The sequence below is a fragment of the Zhongshania sp. genome, assembly GCF_041623545.1.
Lineage (GTDB): Bacteria > Pseudomonadota > Gammaproteobacteria > Pseudomonadales > Spongiibacteraceae > Spongiibacter.
Window position 1 is genome coordinate 1 of record NZ_JBFJWS010000030.1, and the last position, 23,423, is coordinate 23,423.

Annotated in this window: 13 protein-coding genes and 1 pseudogene; 5 read left to right on the forward strand and 9 right to left on the reverse strand. The window is 45.1% G+C overall.

What is annotated here, in order from left to right; all coding sequences use genetic code 11:
• Nucleotides 1-187: 187 nt before the first annotated feature.
• Nucleotides 188-415, forward strand: a complete 228-nt coding sequence (locus tag ABYT30_RS05865) for an AraC family transcriptional regulator ligand-binding domain-containing protein (protein ID WP_373095631.1) — start codon at nucleotides 188-190, stop codon at nucleotides 413-415.
• 13 nt (nucleotides 416-428) lie between these two features.
• On the opposite strand, the pseudogene ABYT30_RS05870 reads toward ABYT30_RS05865, so the two are convergent.
• From ABYT30_RS05870 to ABYT30_RS05905, 8 genes and pseudogenes are all read right to left on the reverse strand, one after another.
• A pseudogene (locus ABYT30_RS05870) lies at nucleotides 429-911 on the reverse strand (IS3 family transposase); the annotation flags it as partial.
• A gap of 526 nt (nucleotides 912-1,437) precedes the next feature.
• Complete coding sequence (locus ABYT30_RS05875; RefSeq protein WP_373080917.1) at nucleotides 1,438-3,087, reverse strand: long-chain fatty acid--CoA ligase; 1,650 nt, start codon at nucleotides 3,085-3,087, stop codon at nucleotides 1,438-1,440.
• A gap of 188 nt (nucleotides 3,088-3,275) precedes the next feature.
• Complete coding sequence (locus ABYT30_RS05880; RefSeq protein WP_373080912.1) at nucleotides 3,276-5,069, reverse strand: acyl-CoA dehydrogenase C-terminal domain-containing protein; 1,794 nt, start codon at nucleotides 5,067-5,069, stop codon at nucleotides 3,276-3,278.
• 200 nt (nucleotides 5,070-5,269) lie between these two features.
• Nucleotides 5,270-6,565, reverse strand: a complete 1,296-nt coding sequence (locus ABYT30_RS05885) for a DUF1329 domain-containing protein (RefSeq protein WP_373080910.1) — start codon at nucleotides 6,563-6,565, stop codon at nucleotides 5,270-5,272.
• A gap of 169 nt (nucleotides 6,566-6,734) precedes the next feature.
• Nucleotides 6,735-8,810 carry a DUF1302 family protein gene (locus tag ABYT30_RS05890; protein ID WP_373080908.1) on the reverse strand — a complete coding sequence of 692 codons (2,076 nt, stop codon included), beginning with the start codon at nucleotides 8,808-8,810 and terminating at the stop codon, nucleotides 6,735-6,737.
• A 68-nt stretch (nucleotides 8,811-8,878) separates the two neighbouring features.
• The gene (locus ABYT30_RS05895) at nucleotides 8,879-9,868 is read right to left on the reverse strand and encodes a WD40/YVTN/BNR-like repeat-containing protein (protein WP_373080906.1); all 990 of its coding nucleotides are present in this window, start codon (nucleotides 9,866-9,868) and stop codon (nucleotides 8,879-8,881) included.
• Nucleotides 9,869-9,922: 54 nt separating this feature from the next.
• The gene (locus ABYT30_RS05900; RefSeq protein ID WP_373080904.1) at nucleotides 9,923-11,311 is read right to left on the reverse strand and encodes a DUF1329 domain-containing protein; all 1,389 of its coding nucleotides are present in this window, start codon (nucleotides 11,309-11,311) and stop codon (nucleotides 9,923-9,925) included.
• 74 nt (nucleotides 11,312-11,385) lie between these two features.
• Nucleotides 11,386-13,893, reverse strand: a complete 2,508-nt coding sequence (locus ABYT30_RS05905) for an RND family transporter (protein WP_373080902.1) — start codon at nucleotides 13,891-13,893, stop codon at nucleotides 11,386-11,388.
• 771 nt (nucleotides 13,894-14,664) lie between these two features.
• On the opposite strand from ABYT30_RS05905, the gene ABYT30_RS05910 reads away from it, so the two are divergent.
• From ABYT30_RS05910 to ABYT30_RS05920, 3 genes are all read left to right on the forward strand, one after another.
• Entirely contained in the window at nucleotides 14,665-14,985 is a 321-nt protein-coding gene (locus ABYT30_RS05910; RefSeq protein ID WP_373080900.1) for a 2Fe-2S iron-sulfur cluster-binding protein, read from the forward strand.
• Between the two features lie 22 nt (nucleotides 14,986-15,007).
• Complete coding sequence (locus tag ABYT30_RS05915) at nucleotides 15,008-16,276, forward strand: cytochrome P450 (RefSeq protein ID WP_373080898.1); 1,269 nt, start codon at nucleotides 15,008-15,010, stop codon at nucleotides 16,274-16,276.
• Nucleotides 16,277-16,551: 275 nt separating this feature from the next.
• Nucleotides 16,552-18,657, forward strand: a complete 2,106-nt coding sequence (locus tag ABYT30_RS05920; protein WP_373080896.1) for a PQQ-dependent dehydrogenase, methanol/ethanol family — start codon at nucleotides 16,552-16,554, stop codon at nucleotides 18,655-18,657.
• Between the two features lie 161 nt (nucleotides 18,658-18,818).
• Here the strand turns inward: ABYT30_RS05920 and ABYT30_RS05925 are convergent, their stop codons facing one another.
• Nucleotides 18,819-21,599, reverse strand: coding sequence for a LuxR C-terminal-related transcriptional regulator (locus ABYT30_RS05925; protein ID WP_373080895.1), 2,781 nt, complete (start codon nucleotides 21,597-21,599; stop codon nucleotides 18,819-18,821).
• Nucleotides 21,600-21,973: 374 nt separating this feature from the next.
• On the opposite strand from ABYT30_RS05925, the gene ABYT30_RS05930 reads away from it, so the two are divergent.
• Complete coding sequence (locus ABYT30_RS05930; protein WP_373080893.1) at nucleotides 21,974-22,993, forward strand: AraC family transcriptional regulator ligand-binding domain-containing protein; 1,020 nt, start codon at nucleotides 21,974-21,976, stop codon at nucleotides 22,991-22,993.
• The last annotated feature ends 430 nt before the right edge of the window (nucleotides 22,994-23,423 follow it).

The window sequence follows — 23,423 nt, forward strand, 5'->3', positions numbered from 1 at the left end:
AATCCCCCGCAGTCATCCTGCGGGCAAGTGTTACACGTGGGTCAAAATTCGATGCAAATATGGGGGCTTAATGGGTCAGTATTGGATGCAAATCAACAAGTTGGATAAGCGCCGCGACGTACTCATCCAGCTCAGACTCATTTGAGCTAGCCGTATTTCCTTCTATAATTTCGTTTGATTGTGCACTTTGGATAAGCGAGAAGACACCCTGCTCACGTCTAGACAACAAATTCAAATATTAAAAAATGCACTATGCTTATCTAACGACCAGATGTTTGGCTTGCGGCTTGGTAAATGCTTAACACCTACCACTCATGGTGCAATGGGATTCATGGCGAGTAGCAGCCCGAATCTACTAGCCACTCTTAAGGCATTCCAGACCTACCTCCCCACCCGTGTTGTAGTGGTCAAGTAAAACTGGCCACGGTTTAGTGGCTAATCCAATACTGCCCCTCGGCTGCATTTGGACTTAAACCACGGTTATGTTGATGCGGTCGTGTTTTGCTGTAATAACCAACAACGTATTCCGTAATTGATTGCTGGGCATCGGTAAAATTTCGATAACCCAGCGTTGGAACCCACTCAGTTTTTAAGCTCCTAAAGAATCGCTCCATCGGCGCGTTGTCCCAGCAGTTACCTCGACGACTCATGCTTTGCTCTATTTGATAGCGCCACAAATGTTGACGGAATTTCCGGCTGGAATAATGGCTACCTTGATCCGAGTGGAACATAACTCCTTTGGGCTTTCCCCTTGCTTCATAAACCATACTCAACGCCTGGCCGGTAAGCACACTATCTAGTGATAACGACATCGCCCAGCCTATTGGCTTGCGTGCATATAAATCTATCACCACTGCCAAATAAGCCCAACGCTGTCCCGCCCAGATATAGGTTACTTCGCCACACCAAATCCACAGTACTTCACTCGGTAACATTAATATATTTATTTATAGTTAATGTAATAATTATTTTTAATTACTAAATAAATAATTAAAAACCCACTACCACCACGTCGACACCTACAACACCGTTATCCATTCAATCACAGCCGCCCCAATCTCAACTGGAGAATCCTCCGGAATAAAATCTAAACCATTAACAGTGATCTTTGTCTGCTAATGCAATTCTAAGCCGCATCAGTAAGCAACCGCGAATAAGTGAAAAAAGCCCCCGAAGGGGCAAAGGTCCCAAACCTACTAAAAAGCTCAACACGGTCGATATTTAGAATACTGGCAGGACTTACCCATTTTTAAACCCAAACTAGCCGATTTACCACAATGACGCTTTAAGCAGGAACAGCAACGCCACTATGCTGTTCCAACCACCGCAAAAGAATTTAGGTGTAAGAACTCATAACCTGCCACGTAAATAGACTAAATAAAGTATTAGAAATTTCAACTTAGGTACTTTTTGTTAGTTGGCTTTCAAACAGTAAATTTACGCATCAGAGCTAGTAATAAACTGACTACGCAATACTTTCTTATCAATTTTCCCAGTGGCAGTCAGTGGAATCTCGGAAACAAACCTAATATCTTCAGGAATCCACCATTTTGCCACCTCGCCACTCAAGTATTCTTTAATCAATTGCGCGTCAAGACTGGCTCCATCTTTCAGTTTGACAAGTAACAGAGGCCGCTCCTCCCACTTGGGATGCGGAACACCAATCACTGCCGCCTGCCTAACGTCAGGATGACCTATTGCAGCGTTTTCAAGATCTACGGAAGATATCCACTCACCACCCGACTTAATAATATCTTTCGCGCGATCAGTAATTTGCATGAATCCATCAGAATCTATCGTCGCTATATCCCCAGTATCAAACCATCCGTCACCATCCAGAATAACTGAATCGTTTCTAAAATAAGACTTTACTACCCATGGGCCTCGCACCATCAATCGGCCAGACGTTTTCCCATCAAAAGGCAACTCCAGGCCGTCATCGTCTTTAATACACATTTGCACGCCAAATATAGCCCGGCCCTGCTTAGCCGCCACCTTCAGCTGGGCATCTGCATCCAGCTTAAGAGTCGCAGGCTTGGGTCGATTGAGCGTACCTAAGGGACTAAGTTCAGTCATACCCCAAGCTTGCAACACATCGACACCATAATCCTGTTTGAATCGAACTATCATAGCTTTCGGCACAGCTGAACCGCCAATCACCACCTCTTTCAAATCAGGCAATTTCAGATTATTAGTCGTCATATGCTCCAACAACATACTCCATACCGTCGGTACGGCTGCTGAAAATGTGACATTTTCGGAAGACACTAAATCATATACGCTCGCACCATCCAGATGAGGCCCGGGAAGAACTAATTTTGCACCAGTCATTGGCGCGGAATATACCAAGCCCCATGAATTAGCGTGAAACATAGGCACAACCATTAATACAGTCGATAGTGCCGAAAGATTAAACGCATCCGCAGAACTCGATGCATAGGCCATAAGTAGATTTGACCGATGAGAATAAAGCACTCCCTTCGGATCGCCAGTTGTACCTGAAGTGTAGCAAAGGGATGAGGGTGACTCCTCGTCTAGCTCTGCCCAGCTAAAAACATCAGATTGATCCGCAATAAAGCTTTCATAATCTATTGCATTTTTCAGAGTTGTAACGGGAAATTGGGCTTTATCCGAAAGCACCACAAACAACTCAATGCTAGGTATTTCATCCTGAATTTCTTCAAGTAGCCCAATGAATGAGGGGTCAACGAAGATCAATCGGTCACTTGCGTGATTAATAATAAAGCGGATTTGGTCAGGGAAAAGGCGCGGATTTACCGTATGACAAATCGCTCCTTGGCCAGCGATTCCATACCATGCTTCTAAATGACGATACTCATTCCACGCCAGCGTAGCGACTCTATCGCCTACCTCAATACCATATGACTGAAGCGCATTCGCAAGCTGTCTAGAACGAGTCAATGCATCGCTATAGGTGTACCGATGAACACCGCCTGATGCAAGTCTAGAAACGATTTCTTGGTCGCCATGAAACCGAGCCGCGTGCTCTAAAATAGACGCCAGGTTCATCGGAAAGGCCTGCATACCAGAGGACATATTCGTATTTTTAACTTCTAAATTTACCATCACTATAAAACCCCATAATTCGAACCTAATGCATTTATTAGGTTATATAAATATAATGAAGAGACCGCAGCTTAAGATAAGGAGCGAAGCCAAAACGAGATGAAAATCAGCCCATAATGGCGATTACTGCTATAAATATAACGCGTATTCACAACAGTTTTTTCAAGCTCAGTAGTTATGCCGAGATCTCACCCAATGAAAATTTCTTCCTTCGGTGCCATAAGGCTTGCACTGCCGTTGCTCACCACCTCACTCAAGCCCTTGCTTAACGGCAACAATCTCTGAACATAAAATCGCGCCGTATCCAGCTTAGCCTGAATGAAATCTTCGCTTTGAGTCGACTCACCCGTCAAGACACGCTCACACATCATCGCCCACATATACATGTACAAACAAAAACCCATAACATGTAAATATTCGACAGATGCCGCGCCAATAGCATTCGCATCGCCACTCTGCGCTTGCGACAAGACAATTTCAGTTAGGTCTTCTAATCGATTTACCACATCAGCGAGTGGCACCAAAAATTCTGCCATAGCCGGAACATTGGCAGAGGCACTGGAAAATTCCCGTATTTCCGCTATGAGCACGGCTAGGTTTTCACCGCCATTTGCGGCAATCTTACGGCCCATTAAATCCAGCGCCTGAATACCATTGGTGCCTTCATAAATCTGACTAATACGCACGTCACGAACCAATTGTTCCATGCCCCACTCGCGGACATAGCCGTGGCCGCCAAAAATTTGCTGCCCAAGTACCGCACCTTCCAAGCCCTTATCCGTCAGGAAGGCTTTCGCGACAGGCGTAAGTAACTCAACCATGGCAGCGCCGCGCTGCTGTGCTTCGCCGCTGGCAAATTTGGACAAATCCAATTGCTTGCCGACGTATACCGCAAAGGCGCGCCCGGCTTCGACATACGCTTTTTGAGTGAGCAGCATACGGCGCACATCAGGGTGAACAATAATCGGATCGGCAGCGCCGTCCTTATTTACCGGGCCAGAAGGCGCTCGGCTTTGCGTACGCTCGCGAGCGTAGGCAGAGGACCACTGATACGCCGCCTCGGCCGCACTCAGGCCTTGGATACCCACCGACAGCCGCTCATAGTTCATCATGGTGAACATGCCCTGCAGACCGCGATTAACTTCGCCGATCAAATAGCCTTCCGCGCCGTCGAAATTCATGACACAGGTAGCAGAGGCATTTATGCCCATCTTGTGTTCAATACTACCGCAAGTAACGCCATTGGCTTCGCCCAAACTGCCATCGTCATTTACTTTGAATTTCGGTACTAAAAATAAGGAAATACCTTTGGAGCCGGCTGGCGCGTCCGGCAATTTTGCCAGCACTAGGTGAATCACGTTCTCGGTGAGATCGTGGTCGCCGCCGGTAATAAATATCTTGGTACCACTGACGCTATAACTGCCGTCAGCCTGGGGAATCGCCTTGCTGCGAATCATACCTAGGTCAGTACCAGCATGACTTTCTGTTAAGCACATTGCACCGGCCCATTTGGCCGAGTACATATTGGGCAAATACTTGGTTTTCAAATCCTCAGACGCGTGACTAGCTATCGCCAATGCCGCGCCGGAAGTCAGGGTCAAATACAGGCCCATGGCAATGTTTGAGGAATACAGCATCTCTTCAAACAACAACACCAACATTTTCGGCATGGTTTGACCGCCGTACTCCGGCGCACCAGATAAGCTACCCCAGCCACCGTCAGCCAGCTGCTTAAACGCCTCGGGATAACCTTTCGGCGTAGTAACCACACCGTCCGCCCAGGTCACACCCTCTTCATGACCAGGCTGACTTAGAGGTGCAATTAGGCTTTCGTTAATTTTGGCGCTTTCTTCTAAAATGGCGTCAGCCAACTCACGATTAACCTCCACCATTGCTGGCATAGTTTCCCAAAGCTTTTCAGCTTGAAAAACATCGTGTAGAACAAACTGCATATCACGCAGGGGAGCTTTATATTCCGGCATAATTTAGTTCCTATATCCTTGACTGAGAGCTCAACATAACTACTGCGATTGCCAATACAGCGTAAAATCAGTTTAAAATGCTGATTTACTGCAAAAAATTACGCTTTCCCGCTGATTTTTCCCCGTCTTCCCTTCGCTCGTGACGCTATGCTGAGGTCTCAAAAAAATTTAATTCGCACATAAAACTTCAATCAAAAAAATCAAACGCGGCCTAATCGCGACAATGCCGCATGAGTAAGATAACGCTGAAAAATTGACGCGTCATTAACCGAGCTTTTATGACCACCTCGTAGTTCCTTGACATGTTCAACACGGGTCATCCGCCCACTCTGAAATTCATATGCGTGGAAGTAAGCCCAAGACCAATAAGGGTGCGCTCCATTACTTACTTTTTTATCGCCATCTTCGAACTGACAATAACAGCCGTCAAAGGAGCGAAATGGCAAGCCCGCTCGATCGTAAGTGACCATAGCAAGAGGCATTTGATTTCGAGCATCAAACCAAACGCGCTTTTTACTTATCGGCGCCCGGGGAAACCCAGTCGGCTCCGCCTCGCATACAATTACCTCAGGCACCATTTCCACAACACTATCGAAAAAACTATCACCTTTTGGGCCACCATGTACTCCATGCTCCCAATTATCATCACTAGAATTCCAACCACCAGAGACACCAGCCAGCATAGGCTGTCGACCCACAATCTTATAATTCCCCCAGGTGTGCAATGGATCCCCCGCAGCCCAAGCGTCAGAAAGGTATAGCGCAGAACCAGGGACCAGCGGTTCGAATCGCTGATTCGTCGGAAATTGTCGAACCCTTCTGAAATGAGGGACATAGCCGTATAAATCCGGCAATTTATTTTGATCGTAATGCCAAACATTAAGATACGATGCGCCACGCTGACTTTCAGGCGCTGTATATACAACGGTATTGAAACGCAGTTTATCGATATGTTCCGGCCAATAGGGCTTAGGCTCAAGCACTAAACGTCCAACCGGCGATAATTCCGCCCACACCAGGTCATACTGATAATCTATGTCACCTTCAGGATTAAGGTCGTATTCCTTCATCGCAAATAAATTAGCATCATGCCGCCCCCAGGACAGGGTCAAGCCTGCAAAGAGCTGCAAAGCAGTTTCACTTTGAGGAAACGGGTGGCCACCTATCCACGGCTTTCCGTCCGGTGTAACTACATTCCCAGAGCTGTCAAATTTTGCCAAACCTTGATTTGACAGTGTTGCCTCCTGATATTCCCAAGGCCCCATTTTCATCCAGTCTGTCGTTGTAGCAACCATTTTTAGCTTGCGCCCCATCTCTGCGACATGCTTGTACTTTGCTGGATCTAATAAGTCTTTGACAAGATTTACATTATCTGCGGTTATATAATCGCCTACCTTTATCTTTCCCTTTGTATACATTTCTATTGAGAGAAGTTCATCGGGGTAAGCTTTTGATACATCGCCAGCCGACGCAATGGTAGACCACAACGGTGCCAAAACCCCAGCCCCCGATAATGCTGATCCGTAGCGTAGAAACTGCCTACGATCCATCCGAGAGGACCATTTCAACAAATGCATTTCAAATCCCCAAAAAAAGGGCCAGGAATTAACTTCACCCAGCCCAAAAGTACATATTATTTCTTACTCCGCATCATAGACCCCAAAATTAGAATTGATAGGTCACTCTAAGCGACGCTTCATCCGCAAAATCGAGCGACGAGATTACATTTGAGTTCGGATTATCGCCCCACAGAGAGCCGTCGATATGATTATAGAATGCCTCAACTGTCAAACCCTTGCCTGGATTCCAACGAATACCGGGCTGAAACAAAATACCGCCATCAAGATCTACTAACGTCGCCAGTTCAATTTCGAATATTTTGTTATCCGTGGGCTGAAGAAACCCAAAAACAATATAATTGGCATTGCCTTTCTTTTCATTCTTTACAGTTGATGTATCACCATCCGAAAGCCCTTCAAGGCCAACGCGACCATAACCACTCAAATGCCGACCAACCAAATCGCTTTTATTTTTGGTTAATGCTTGAAAGACGAGATAAGTACCTGGCAACTCTTTAAAGAATCGGTGCCATTTATCAACCACTAAGGCAACCGTATATTCATCATCTTCAATAGCTTGCTGGGAAAGTGTCGGGCTCGTATAACTCCGATTTGGCGTGTACTGAACCTCAACGTTAAAAATCAATTGATTAAGAAAGTTGTTTTCACTCTCATTGACATAGCTCACTCCGACAGCGAAATCATCTTCACGATGATAGCGACGCTCTAGTGTTCCCCGTAAGCTGCCACCAGCTGCCATGAAAAATGTATTTAATTGAGCTACAGATTGGCCAACGTCCGCGTTTGATGAAGCGTAAATATCGGTTGAGCCGTCAAACTCTTCAATTGCCGCATTCAGCCCGCCAATTGCATCTAACCGAGCTTCCGCAGCGTATTTAAACCACTCATCTGCGGTGTAAACACCGCCTGGACTAGCGGAAAATGGCGAATTCGCCAGAGCTTCACCAGAGTCTGAATAGAGTCGACAAGCCGCAGGGTCATATACTGCACAGTTTTCTGCCTTACTATCGTAGGCATTATTGATCAGGTTACCAATATCGCCTGAGAGCGGCTTATTTATACCGGACTTTCTCCATGCAAAAGTACCTTCGGTTCCGTACTTAGAAACATAGGACGCCTGCCATCCCCACTGTCCGTAATCGCCCTTTAAGCGAAATCCTGCCGATAACTTCTCATCATAATTACCGGATTCGTAGGTATCCGCGATATTAAATTGCGTAGGAATTATATTATAAGGTGTATTTGGATTTCCAAATACGGTTGGCTGGAATCGTCCAATGTAACCATCAGCTAAGACATTATTTGACACCTGGTAAGTAGCGCGCAAAGAAAGCATTGGCACGCGTTTATCAGAAAACTCTTCTAAACCGCGATCCAAAAGTGAATGTCTGCGCAAGTCTAAGCCATTTGGCGTATCAAATACGCGGAAAAATATTGCCTGACCCCAGGCAATTTGCTGATTACCAAGACGTAACGCCAAATCACCCGACGCATATTCAAATAAGAAAGTTGGGAAATAAATCTGGTAGTTACTACCTGCCCATTCTAACGGATTTGGGTTACCGCCCTGATCTGCAACATAATCAAAGTAGCTTGGAGTTCCCTCATAAAGCTTTCCACTTACCCCTGGGCCGCCCTGTATGCCGCCCTGAAAATTAGCCACATCATTTGCATCAAATGAATCATATATTTCTGGGTCAAACATCGCTCTAATTCGCGCGATAAACCGTAACTCATAAGTAATCGCCGCAGTAAACTCAACCTCTGCTCTCAACACCGTGTAGTTAAAGTCATTATCGGTATCTTTAATAAAGTCGCCACGTCGAATAGTATCACTAAACGGCAAGGGTGTTGTTCCCCACGCGCCTGGAGCGCCGCTACCAAGCAGTCCGTTTAACGGCGCACTAGTAGGGTTTAACGCCGGAGGTAGGTATGCCTGTCGCGAAATAGTCTGATCATTAAAAGTGTTGCCACCTTGATTATTAGGGTTCTCTACTCCACTAGTACTGACGGCCGATTCAGCCCGAACAAATCCGTTATATGAAAAATCAATTTCCTCAAACCAACTTTCATCCGAGGCTAGCACCTTACCGCTTGATATAACGGCGCACAATGCGACGTAACAAGATATTGACTTAATTATTTTGTTTCGTATCTTCACTTATATTACCTCTACAATATCAACGAGCATTAACGTGAAATTTAGTTAATAACTTCAATTAGAGTTCTTTATTTTATTTTAATTATGTTCCCGTTATTACCAACAACAATAGCTCCATTTTTTGAATCAGGAATCGCAACAGAACCATACCAACCTGTTTGTATATCAAGCCCTTCCACAGACTTCCAGGTATCGCCATCGTCAACACTCATGATGATGTCTCTCATTCCGGGCACAACAACCAATCCACTTAGCTTTGCTTTCACACCTAACAAATTCTGATGCGTTACGGGCCGCAGGGCTTCCCACGTATTGCCGTAGTCGCGGCTTTTCAGCATAGCTCCCTCTTGGCCAACCGCGAACGCAACGCCATCCTTTCTGATATCAATAGCAGACAGTGTCGGAGAAACACCATCCTCAGAACTTCCGCCAGCGTTTTTTATAGTCCACGTCATTCCCTTATCATCGGAATTCATTATTAAGGAGAGCTCACCCACAATCCAGGCTCTGCCGGTTTCGCTTACTTTCACCCCATAGACGCTAGGATCAAATAACCCCCCTAACCGATTGTCAGGATCATCGAAAATATCCTGCCAACTTGGGGAAACAGGGTCCCAACTACGTCCTCCATCCATTGACCGTAAAATTGTTCCAAAAGACCCACCCACAATTGCATAACCGCTGTTATTTATATCGACGGCAAAAAGGCGCTCCTCTGTTCCACTTTCGACTTTTTGCCATTCACCACTAGCGCTACGAACCAGTATCAATCCATATTGACCTACGGCAACAGCACCAAACTTGCTAAAGCTGACACTAAGCAAGGCAAGGCGATTATCGTTACTCTCAAGCATCCACGTTTCACCGCCGTCCTCAGTACGGTAAATTAATCCAGCCGTACCAACGGCAAAACCCTCCTTCCCACGCATATCAACATCAAACAATGCGTCATGAGCTATACCACCTCTAACGAGACTTGTATCAATTGACCCAGCAATCGCTGAAAATGAGAAACCATAAAAAATAAAATAGCATGTAACTATTCTGAATAATTTCATTATCAAGATATCACCTATAAAAATATTGCCGCAGGAAACCCTGCGGCGATAAAATTAAACCTGCCCTAAACGCTGCAACGCCTGCTGCGTAAAGAACCTGCTATACGCTTTATCTTGATCAGCACCAAAGTCTGATTTATGGCCGCCTGGATTTTCTTTATTGTGCGTAATACGACTCATTCGTCCGGTTTGCGCGTCGAAAGAATGAATGTTTGTCCACGACCACGCGGGGCTCTTACCGTCTGGACCAACTTCGATTTTGTCACCGAGTTTATACTGGCCAAAGTTGGTCTCGAAATTCACCCAGGGCTTGTCCTGCCGGTCAAATCGTATATTACCGCAGTACATATTATTGCGAACGTCAATATATGCTAGCCTCCGCCCGACTGGCGCACGAGGATACCCAGTTGGTTTAGACTCTAATATTGCGACCTCAGGCGCCAACTCAAAGTCAGTATCCCAGAAGGTATCGCCATTTGGTCCACCGTGAGTATCCGCCTTCCAATTTTCCTTATCACCGTTCCACTTCGCGTTAAAGCCTCCCAACATAGGCTTTCGCTCAATAATTTTGTAATCACCCCAGGTCAACATTGGGTCACCGGCTGCCCATGGATCGGTAAGGAACCAAGTTACGCCCGGGATAAGTGGTTCAAATCGTTGATTAGTAGGGAACTGACGCACGCGACGGAACTGCGGCAAGTATCCGTAAAGGTCCGGGAACTTGCGCTGATCGTAGTACCATTTGGATAGGAATGAACTGCCCGCAACATCCTGAGTAGAGGTAAAGAAAACCGTCTGCAATCGTATCAGGTCATCCATGCCGCGGAACGCTTTACCGTCCATACGGGCTTCCATCTGAAGCTCAGCCCAAATAAATTCATAATCATAAGCTAGCGTACCATCAGGATTCAGTACGGTATCCTGAACTGCATACTGATTATAGTCAGCACGGCCCCAGCTCATCGCCAAATTAGCCTGAATTTCAGGCCCTGTACGTGGGTTAGGGAACGGTAAGCCACCGACCCAATTGCCACCCTTGTTGGTCTTTACATTCCCGGTTTTGTCGAAAACTGCACTCACGCCATTATTCATATTGTACAGCGTGCGATCGTAAAACTCGCGCGGGAACATGGCACTGAAATCTTTAGTAGTTGGACGAATTCTAACGCGTCGCCCCATAGTTTTAATCTGATCAAAACAAATTGGATCTAAAAGCTCTTTTACATGATCAACGTTGTCAGCGGTCAGGTAGTCACCAGTACTAATCTTCCCTTTCGTGTACATATCTATTGACATCAATTCGTCTGGGTAGACTTTGGCAAGATCACCACCTGATGCAAATATGTCGTTCAGCGGCATCAAGACGCCCGCTGCAGCACCAGCTGCTAGATTTTTCATTAGCTGGCGGCGACCGTAATCATGGTCATATTTTCTAATTATCATATTTTCTATCTCCAATATTAAAGTTTAATACTCGTCTTACTTCTCACTTCTCACTTCTCCTGAAATAACAGGCTTTAGCTCGACGCCAGTTCAAAGCGCTCATTCTCGTAGCTGGAACCACCAGCATCTTCGCCACTGCTGGAATCACCAGCATCTTCGCCACTGCTGGCTTCATTACCTGTAAAGATACTCAGATCAATACCTTCGCCAATCATAAGGTCGTCCCTACTTGCAAAATGAGGTTTAATCAGCCAAACCAGCAGAGGAAGAACTACCAGAGAAAGAACCATATTTATAAGCATGATTGCCACTAACAATAGACCCATATCAGCCATAAACTTTAAGTCTGAAAGCAAATACCAGGGCATTATCCCGATCAACATAATTGATGCGGTGAACATAATCGCCTTACCTGTAGTCGTGATCGATTTAGTAATTGCCTCGGCCCAGCCAATATCCGTAGTATATTCTTCACAGATTCTCGACATCAGATAAATACCATAATCTATACCTACACCAACGCCCAAAACTGCGACCATCACTGAGTTTATGTCGAGTCCAATACCCAACACATGCATAGTTGCTGACAACATAAAATTCGAGATATTTACTGGAATGAGAATTATGAACGAGGCCATAGCTGATCGATATGCATAAGCTACAACAGCGAAAATTGCTACGTTAAGAAGCGCAAGAATTAACCAGTGATAACGACTTACCACGGAATTCATAGCCTGCTGTAGCGCTATAGTTCCGGAGCCCATACGGACAGTAAAGTCGGTATGCTCTACCCCGACCGTGTCCACGGCGCGCTGTGCACTTGCCAGCGCCGCATCGACAGTAGACTGCTTATTATCTTTATACCAAAGTGAAATTGTTGAGTTCTGGAATTCAAAATCGGATACATGGGAAAAGTTTATCGGGTTGGTACCAAAAACTACTGCCGTGCCCGCTGCTCTCACAGCCGCATCTGTAGGATCTAAAGGCAACCATTTTGGATCGCCACCGGAAAACAGCCTGTTGGCCTCCATCATATAATCTGCAAAAGACAATGTTGCACGGGGTCTCAATACCGGATCGGACTCTACCAGTGCCTGGATCTGCAAGGAGGCCGCCACCGCCTCAGGAGTTCGAACTACACGATGATTCAAATCTCGAGTTTTTGCTTCAAGAATAATTTCGAGCGTATTAACACCAGGGAAGTGGTCATTTACCGCCCGAATGGCCGTATTGAAATCCGAATCCTCCCAAAGAATATTTGAGCCCTCAACTGGATTACCAATTTCAATTTGCATCGCAACGCCAATTGATACGGCAGTTGCTACTGCAACGACAGCAGTTGTAACTTTAGCACGCTTGCCGTGAGTAACCTTCGCAATAGCGTGCAACAACCTTAACTGGAGACCGTGGCCTTCATGATCAGATTCACCATGCGAGACCATTTTATCTATATTCTTTGGCGTCGGAAGATACGAAAGTACAATAGATATAAGAAATACGCCGGTAGGAATTATGCATATAGCCCAAAAACCGGTAAACAACGCGAAGCGCTCCATCGCGGGAATAGGAGCCAGTGCTATAAACACAATACCCATTGTATCTGTAACGACACCAAGAATGGATGGCGCCATCATCACGCCCATCGTGATTTCAGCGGCCTTCTTTTTGTCTTTTATTACCGAGTATATCTCGTAATAACGCTCACTAAATTGTACACAGTGTGAAAACGATCGAGCCACTAGCAAAAGTGGAACAATCATTAACAATGGTTCGATAGGAGACGATATCCAACCGACCATACCGAAACCCCAAACTGCGGCGACCGAGCTACAGATGATCGGCGTTAACGTACCCGCTATATTCCGCATGTACAGGGCAAGGGCTATGATTAGAAGCAGCAAGGTAACGCCAAAAATCGTATAAGTCTGACTTTGTAATTTATACACCCAGCCAGTCAGAACTGGCTGCCCGACGACGTACACCTCATGATTACTGTCTCGGTATTCAGCTGCCAATTTTTGAACACCCTTAAACACGACATCGTAATCTAAAAGGTCTTCTAAAAACGCAGCAGTAATTAATGTTGCCGTTTCATCACTCGAAACATAGAAAGTCCTGACATTCGGGCTTTGCTCAACTTTTTTACGAAAGGCATCTAACTCACGCTGGCTGTCCGGGACTGAGTCGCCCATCAGCGGTCGCATATCAACACCATACGGTGTTGCCTCAGCGTATCGAGCCTTCTCTGTAGAGATGGAAATCAATGAGTCATGATTTATACCAGGAATCAAATCAATTGCTCTCGTAAAATCCCAGACTTTCTGGAGCGTATCAGTATTGTATATATCCCCATCCTTGCGCTTTATCATAACCGTGACGGTTAGCGGATTTCCGAAGTTTGGATGATCTTTAAATACCTGGACGTACGGATCATCTTTCGGGAGTAAGTCAGAAAATATTGTCTTTATAGTCAAGCCGTTAATTCCGATAGCGAAAAAAACGGTTGTTGCAAGAAATAATAGTGCGACCACCAACCTATTACGCATAATAAGCGCAGCAAGTCGAAAACGATAATTATCCATTTCCACCCCTCATTTATTGTATTTTTAGATCAAGCTAGAAATACGGCCATTAACCCATTCTTATTGGAATCACAGGGTTAAAATGCCGCCGCTCAAAGCCTGACTATTCTTATAACTACTAAATTCCAACTCGATCACCGATTCGAGTTAATGCTACGGCCTCGTGACGCAAACCTTTTTAGTCGGTTCCACTCTAAAGGCGAATTCATTGCAGTCCCACTAAATGCCACCTAAGCGAATCCAGAAAGACTTTTTGGCTAATAAATAGCGCCGAGATAACAATGGCCAAATGATTGCATATCAAATTCACTTGCGCCCAATCCTTTTGATGGGTATTGCTAAAATTTAGGGATAGATTTTCCTATCTAAAGATTGGCGCGAGATGAAATTCACTTTTATCGGCTATATAAATTTCAATACTGACATTTTAATCTAAAAACAATCAACATCACCTACCAGAAAACTATTATGTTAACCGCAACAAGATGACAATATTTTGTCCTTAAAAGGTAATATGAATTCAATTTTTTAGTATTTACTAGACCACTGCATCAAATTGGCGTCATTATAAATTAGCAATTTCTTAGATTGCCAATTTAAATCTAGTAATATTTTTTAACGGATATTCTTATTTCAAAAAGCGAAACTATTATCTTCTGATGAGAACCGCCTGTGAATACGATGCACTTTAAAAATCACAACTAGAGGATGCGAGCTCACCACACAATACTCGATCTAACCTTTACTACTGCTTACTACAGGACGATTACTATGATAAAAATCAATTTTATAGATCATGCCGGCACCACGCACGAAGTTGACGGAACTGAAGGCGAATCGCTAATGTGCGCAGCAATAAACAATTTAGTTCCAGGCATTGACGGTGATTGCGGCGGGAACTGCGCTTGTGGAACATGCCACATCATCGTTGATGCGGATTGGGCTAGCCGACTGGATTCCCGCAGCAGCGAAGAATCATCTTTACTTCAAATGACTCCGGACTTACAAGACAGCTCGAGGCTCGCCTGCCAAGTAGTGATCACTAAAGAGCTACACGGAATTGTTGTTAACGTCCCTGAACATCAAATGTAAAATTGACCTTGAGGAGCAAAGAATGAATATTAGCATCAATAAATCGCTCATGGCCGACCCCTACTCAGTGGATTTAGACTCACTGAATTTTAGTGACGGAAGGCTCTTTGAAACCGATATTTGGCAGTCGTACTTTAAACGGCTCCGAGATGAAGATCCGGTACATTATCAAGCTGAAAGCCCATTCGGTCCCTTTTGGTCAGTTACCCGCTACGAAGAAATTATGTACGTCGACAAACATCACGAACTGTTTTCTTCGGAGCCGGGAATTCTTATTGGTGACTTCGATGATGAAATACCGCTGGAAATGTTTATTGGCATGGATCCTCCGCGTCACGACCAGCAGCGCCTAGCCGTGCAGTCTGTTGTAGCGCCGAAAAATCTGGCCGCAATGGAATCATTAATCAGGTCTCGCGTGTGCACAATACTCGACGATTTGCCGTTGGACGAAGAATTTGATTGGGTCGATAGAGTGTCGATTGAGCTGACCTCCCAAATGTTAGCAACACTATTTAATTTTCCATTCGAAGATCGCCGAAAACTGACCTATTGGTCAGATTTGGCGGCCGGCACTCCGATACTGACAGACGGTGAGGTTTGCCCCGACGAACGCGCAGCGGGATTGGCAGACTGCCTAGCAACTTTTCAGCAATTGTGGATGCAACGCCTAGAAGAGGAAAAGCCGGACGGAAAAGTAGGCCTAGATTTGATTTCATTAATGCAGGCAAACGATGACACCAAGGACATGATGGATCGTCCTATGGAATTGCTGGGCAATTTAGTACTCCTTATCGTTGGAGGGAATGATACAACTAGAAATAGCTTAACCGGCGGCCTTCTAGCATTGAATAAATTTCCCGATGAATTTGAAAAGCTTAAAGCCAATCCGGCCCTTATTCCCAATATGGTTTCGGAAATAATACGCTGGCAAACGCCACTAGCCCACATGCGTCGCCTCGCCAACGAGGATGTCGTACTCGGAGACAAAACAATTCGAGCTGGCGACAAAGTAGTAATGTGGTATGTGTCTGGAAATCGAGACGAAAGCGTGTTCGAAGATCCTGACGCATTTATCATAGATCGGAAAAATGCCCGCGCCCATCTTTCGTTCGGTTATGGAATCCACCGCTGCATGGGTAACCGGCTAGCAGAAATGCAATTGCGTATTGTCTGGGAAGAAGTACTAAATCGCTTTTCTAATATCGAAGTTGTAAATGGACCTGTCGGCATAAAGTCAAACTTTGCTAAAGGCTATAGTTATATGGGCGTGAAATTAAGCCCCCTTCGCTAAAGTATTTTGCGAGGATAAAGAGTGCGGGCTCTACTGCGCTCTTTACCTATACTAATTTGCCACAAACCCTCTAAACCAAACCTCAGGTGAGGACCTAATTGTAGGCAATCAATAATCTTGGTGCTATTTAAGTTATGTCATAATTAATGCCAACTAATAAAATCATCAAAAACTTATATAAATATTTATCTAATAAACTAATTATTCCGAAAACCGTATTCTGAGTTTGAAACCGACCTAAATGCCTCGCCATTTAACTCATGGAGTTAAAAATAATGAAATTTCGTGCCACCCCAATAATTAGAGGAGCTATCATATTTAGCCTATCCTCGCTACTGTTTCTTGGCTGTTCAAATCCACCGCTTTCAGAGACTACGACGAAACTAGAACCAATTATTGAATGGAATAAACACGGCGGAGGTGATTCCGAACAACGCTTTTCACCCCTAAAACAAATTACCCCAGATAATGTCACCGATCTAGGCCTTGCATGGGCATTTGATCTAGGCGTAAGTCGTGGTATTGAATCAACACCGCTGGTAGTAGATGGTATTATCTACGTCACGGCCACATGGAATAAAATCTTCGCGTTAGATGCACGGACTGGCGCACTAAAGTGGCAGTTCGACCCACAAGTGGATCGAAGTAAAGGTGCAGATTTATGTTGCGACGCGGTTAACCGTGGCGTGGCTTATGCAGATGGCAAGATTGTGATTGGCACTATCGATGGCCGCTTAATCGCGCTCGACGCAAAAACCGGTGTCAAAGCTTGGGACGTGATTACCATCGACCAAAGCAAGCCCTATACTATTACCGGTGCTCCACGCATCGTTAACGACAAAGTAATTATTGGCAACGGCGGCGCAGAATACGGCGTGCGCGGCTATGTCTCAGCGTATGACATTAGCAACGGATCTATGCTGTGGCGCTTCTATACTGTGCCGGGCAATCCCGCTGATGGCTTCGAAAACGCCTCCATGGCTAAAGCGGCCGCCACCTGGAACGGTGAATGGTGGAAATTCGGTGGCGGCGGCACCGCCTGGGATTCCATGGCCTACGATCCTGAGCTGGATCTGCTTTATATTGGCGTGGGCAATGGTTCGCCCTGGAACCAGAGTATTCGCAGCCCCGGCGGCGGCGATAATCTCTACCTCTCCTCTATCGTTGCCCTGCGTCCAGATACCGGTGAATACGTTTGGCACTACCAGACAACACCTGGCGAATCCTGGGACTACACCGCCACCCAACACATGATCTTGGCCGAGCTGGATATCGACGGGGTGCCCCGCAAAGTCATTATGCAGGCGCCGAAAAATGGCTTTTTCTATGTAATTGACCGCGCAACCGGAGAATTACTGTCGGCCAAAAATTACGTGCCAGTAAACTGGGCTAGCCATATTGACCTAGCTACCGGAAGACCCGTGGAAAATCCGGAAGCGCGCTGGGGCAACAAAGCACCGCACACACAGTTTCCAGGACCATTTGGTGGTCATAATTGGCATCCTATGGCATTCAGCCCCAATACCGGCTTGGTATATATTCCGGCCTTAGAAACACCTTTCGTCTACGCCAATGACGAGCAGTTTAAATACACAGAAGGGCGCTGGAATACAGGTGCCAACATGACCATGACCTCGCTACCTACAGATAAAGCAACATTCAAGGCTGTTAAAGCCATGCTGAAGGGCCGCCTATTAGCGTGGGATCCCGTCAAACAACAAGCCGCCTGGAAGATTGAACACAATGGCCCCTGGAATGGTGGTGTATTAGCTACGGCGGGCGGCGTCGTGTTTCAGGGCAATGCTGACGCAAAACTTGTTGCCTATAGAGCTGACAATGGCGAACGTTTATGGGATTTTTTCGCCCAGACTGGGATCGTCGCGCCACCAATAAGCTATGAACTCGATGACGAACAATATATCGCAGTAGCATCCGGCTGGGGCGGCACCTTCGCCCTACTCTACGGCGGCCTACTTCCCCAAGAGAGTACGGCTGGCGTAGGTCGCTTAATGGTTTTTAAACTGGGCGGAAAATCGAAATTGCCCGCCCTGCCGGATTCTGTGTCGCGCAAACCTACGCCGCCGGAATCGACAGCAGACGCCGCAACAATTGCAAAAGGCAATAAGATCTATGACAACAATTGTGGTGTCTGCCACGGTGATCACGCCGCCTCAAGTGGCTTAGTACCAGACCTGCGCTGGACGCCCTATCTCGGCAGTTACGAGGCCATGGAAATGGTTGTACTGAAAGGTATGCTAAGCGCCAGAGGTATGCCGTCATTTAATAATGTAATCAACAAACAAGACCTACATGCCCTAAGAGCATACATTATATCTAACGCACAAGAGTCACTAAAAGAAGGGGCGAAGCTCAAGCGTTAAACCAAGTGATCGCTACCATAAAGCTTCGGTTTTCCGCAAAGGAAGACCGAAGTCTCGTTACGATACATCACAATCTAGATTTAAAATTAATATTAAACTATTACAGACCCTACAATAGAAATGCAAACGAGGCCAAAATTATTACGCAGGACGATTAGCGTCTAAATTAAATTGGCCTTGTGCCCATATGCAGCTGCGGCCGTTCGAGTGCGAACTCCAATTTTTTGGAATATATTATGGATATGCCACTTGACTGTCGCGACTGACAACTTCAGCTCGCCAGCTATCTGGTTGTTATCAAGACCGGCACAAATAAGCTTTAAAATATCGATTTCCCTGTCCGTAAGCGATATATTTGGACAAATTGGAACACGGTCTGTTTTTTGGTCTATGTCATCAACACCCCCATTTATAACAATTATCAGCCTATCGATGAAGTCATCCTTTAATTTTAATTCTTTGTCGGCAATAATTCTGGCCCTTTTTGACCGAATTTCCTGCAGAATTTCTCCAATATCGCTGCCGGCCATCACAATTTCATATGCGTGATCTTCCGATGCCGCAACATCCACTACCTGCCCCAGCTCACGAACACTTTCTCGAACAGAGCCGTTTCGCCACAAGCCAATGGCTTTTAGTGAACGTAGTTTATGCAAACACCTTATGCGCCCCTCACCCTGCTTAACGACCAACTTGATAAGGTCATTAATTTTATCGAGTGCCTCATCTATTCGACCATCAGCCATTAGCATGCGGATTTTTATCACCTGAATAGTTTCCTCAACCCAGGGAACAAACTCTTCTGGGAGATCGAAACGATCAAAGGAGTAAAAATTTACACGCCTAATAGTTTCCTTTGCGGCGCCAACACTATTAAATCGCAATTGAAGCTCCACTTCCTCGGCAAGTAGACCAAAGTAAAGACGTACTTGATTGGTACTAAGAGCAATCTCTTGGCCGTTGCGCAAAACATTACATGCCGCGTCAAACTCCCCAACCCAAAAAAGATGCCTAGCATCGCCACGTATCGAAGTAAGTAGCGGCTCGGCAGGGCCGTAAAGCGAAGTGAAAGTCCGCGCATATTTTAATCGGTACTGCACCACATCAAAATTACACTTCTGAACATGAACTTCATTATGAATGAAATCCGCCATCGCGCGTAAATAGGTATTATCGGCATCTTCGCTGCCAGCGTTATCAGAAGCTCGACTAGCGGCTATAATCGCACTATTAAGCCGACCCAACTCAATATTGGCAAGGCCAGATATAAAATCCGCCCATACTGCAGCAAACTTAGAACCCGCCTTAACAGCACACCGGTATCCTTCGAGCGCGTAATTGATACTCTCTTGGTACTCCCTCAGACCCAATAAAGCATAAGCCATAACACAGTACGCAGTTGACAGAGTGAAGACTTGGGACGGCGGCGCATTTTCAATTATGGATTTGCACAAAACAATACTTTCTGTCAATTCATCTGAGACAACACCCGCAATTGCGACGATTGTTTTTGCGAGCCAAAAAACTTCGGCCTCCGCCGCTTTCTCCAATTTCCAGCCATAGAGCTGCGAGTCATTTACACCTAAAAATACTTTCTCACAGAGCGAAACAGCAAACGCTGGGTCTCGAGAGAAAGTGCTCGACCACGCGTGAACTAGGAGTAACTGGGGACTTGAAGTATGGTACTTGACTGGAAGTCTTCGCATCCAATCGAGTACCGTATAATGATCTCCATACAATTGAGCTAAATCAGGGCCCCGCTTAGTGATTAGCTCAGCAGCTCTCTCAAATTCTTTCGCGAGCAAACAATATTGAACTGCCTCAGTGAGTAAATTGTTATTTTCACACCAGCTTGCGGCTCTAATACAAATTTCACCGTATTTTTCTGGCTCTCTTTTTTTTATTTCACACCGCAAAAAATCAACAAAAAGGTGATGATATCGGTACCAAACACCGATTTTATCCTCGGGAACAATGAATAAATTACTATGATTAAGCTGCTCAAGCATTTCCACCCCATCGCTACGCCGCCCCACATGATCACAAAGGTCGGAATTAAACCTCAACAATGGAGAAGTACAAAGAAGAAACTCACGCACTGCATCCGGAAGACCGCTCAGTACAGATTGAAGAAGATATTCAGTTAAGACCTTGTCTTTCCCGGTGAAGTCCTCTATGTAACTCACCGCATTAACCCTATCGCGACCTATCGCTAAAGCTGCAAGTTGAACCCCCGCAATCCAGCCTTCTGTGAGTGATCGAAGTAATTCAGCAGCTTGTACTGGAATCTCTATTTCATGCACTTCACGTAAGTAGGCGCCGACCTCATGAGCATCTAGGTTGAGATCTAGCTGTGTAATCTCGGTCAACATCCCAGAGATCTGCCTTCTTCCAAGATCAAGTGGAAGCTGATTCCGACTGCCGATAACAATTCGAACGAACGGTGTCGAATACTGAATTAACCTATTCCAAAATCTAACAATGATGGGGTCTGTAATGAACTGAAAGTCGTCGACAAAGATAACCGACTTAACTTTAACATTGACCAACCTGGTCACTAAAAAATCCAAGAAAGTACTATAATCTCGAGCTTGATTGGCTTCAAAAAATGCTAATTCAGCCTCTTCATATTCTTCGTCAACCTCATAGCAACTCGCAAGAATATACTTCGAAAATATGGCCGGCTCATTATCCTCGGAATCAAGACTCAACCAGAAACATTGCTCACCCGACGCCACACTTTCATTATAAAGATACGCCATTAGCGTACTTTTCCCTGAGCCTGCTGACGCGACAACCGATAAGGCACCAGAATTAGAGAAATCGTGCTTTATTGAAGTTGTTAGATTTTCTCGACATAAGGTTTGACATCGAAGAAAAGGCGGGCGCAGTTTTGATTCGATCAATCGATATTGACCGACCAGACGAGCAATATTACTCACAGGAAAATTACCCTTATATATTATTGGCTAAGGACACTTAAATAGCCTCAAACTATTTTTTATAATGCAGCCAGTGTAGCTTAGCCCCCTTAAAAATTAAAGTATTACCGAAACCACCTAACAGAAACTCTGACTAAACCCGCCTGCAATATAAAATTTCAAAAAATCGATTTAAGTCCACGATATCCACCAGAATATCCATGCTAGAACAACCCGAAACAGGCGCATATCTAAACCTACTCAAAAAAACAACATATATCCGAATATAGTATATAAGTTGACATAGCTATATAATCATAGCGTATTCAGGGCTAGACTAGACTAATACTTTAATTATCAAATAAGACCTAAAAAACAATTAAATGGCATGATTAATGACTGCACGGATAAGGAGTAGCTGCCTAAAAGGCTTCATCTCCCTAACAGAAAAATTAAACGGAGACGCAAAACTGCTGATAACCGCAGCAGGAATCGATTGTAACCGCTTAAATGATGAAGATTATTTCTTTCCTTTTAATGATTTCGCACAGCTGCTTACCATTAGCGCAAGCAGACTAAACTGTGACAATTTCGGCTTGCGCTTGGCGCTCAACCAAGACCAAGAGATACTTGGCCCGGTCGCTTTTCTTGCCTTAGCGTCGACGGATGTCCGCGAAATCATAAACAGTGTCGGACAATTTCTTCATCACTACACGTCAGCCATCAAACTCTCCTTAAAAGAGGACGAACAGACCTACGCATGCCTAAATTTTACCGGCCTACAGAACTCAGATTATGAACAAATTGTTGAGCATACAGTTGGTTGCACTTATAACATCATATCATTACTCACTAGCGGTCTTCTCAAACCTCTCGCCGTCAACTTTCGCCACTCAATGATATCAGAAGAAAAACAGTATCAGGATATTTTCAATTGTCCAGTTTTATTCAATCAACGTCACGATGCCATTGAACTCGACACAAGATGCCTAGAACTTAATCTTAGCTCCAAAAATCCAGGCTTACACAAACTGGTTTCAAATTATTTATCTATGGTCGAAATAGAGGCCGGCACGGCATCCCACCCAGCTGCGCTTGCAAGCCATCAAGCACGTCATTTAATAAAAAAACTGCTACCAACTGGGCAAGTTACCAGGGAATTGGTATCTAAAAAAATGAATACACATGGACGCTCCCTTCATCGAAAACTTCAGTCGGAAGGCTATACTTTTGACTCTCTAGTTGACGAGGTTCGAAAAGATGAAGTAGCCAAATTAATTAAAAACAAAGATATGCCCATGTCCCAGATTACCGGCGCACTAGGTTACAGCGAACAAAGTTCATTTAACCGCGCATTTAAAAGGTGGTTTGGCATGACGCCAAGAGAATATATTGACAAGAAAAACATCACTTAATAATCCGTTCGCCCCAACCTAACGTTAAAATACAACATTGAGAATTGAACAAGAAAACCACCTAATCAAGCGACTCTATTCCGTCCTTTATTATCCACGAGAAATATACAATTTTTTATACGCCATGCTGGCTCCAGCACCCATTTACAGCATGATATGCCATGACATCACCGGCAATTACCCACTGGCACTCAATACCCTGTAGCGCACGAATTGCCGTACCGCCCTATGCTAAATTTGAAAGACACCCCAAAAACCCTTCAAATAAGGTCACTCACCAAGACTGTATGTAAAACTAACGCCCGCTGCAATTTGATACATATAAGTCGATAGTGTCTGCCCTGGCCCCAGGGGGTTAGGCGCAGCCAAGGCTCCTTTCTTGGCAAAATAAATAACGCCATTAACTTTCCACTTTGACGATAGCTGCTCA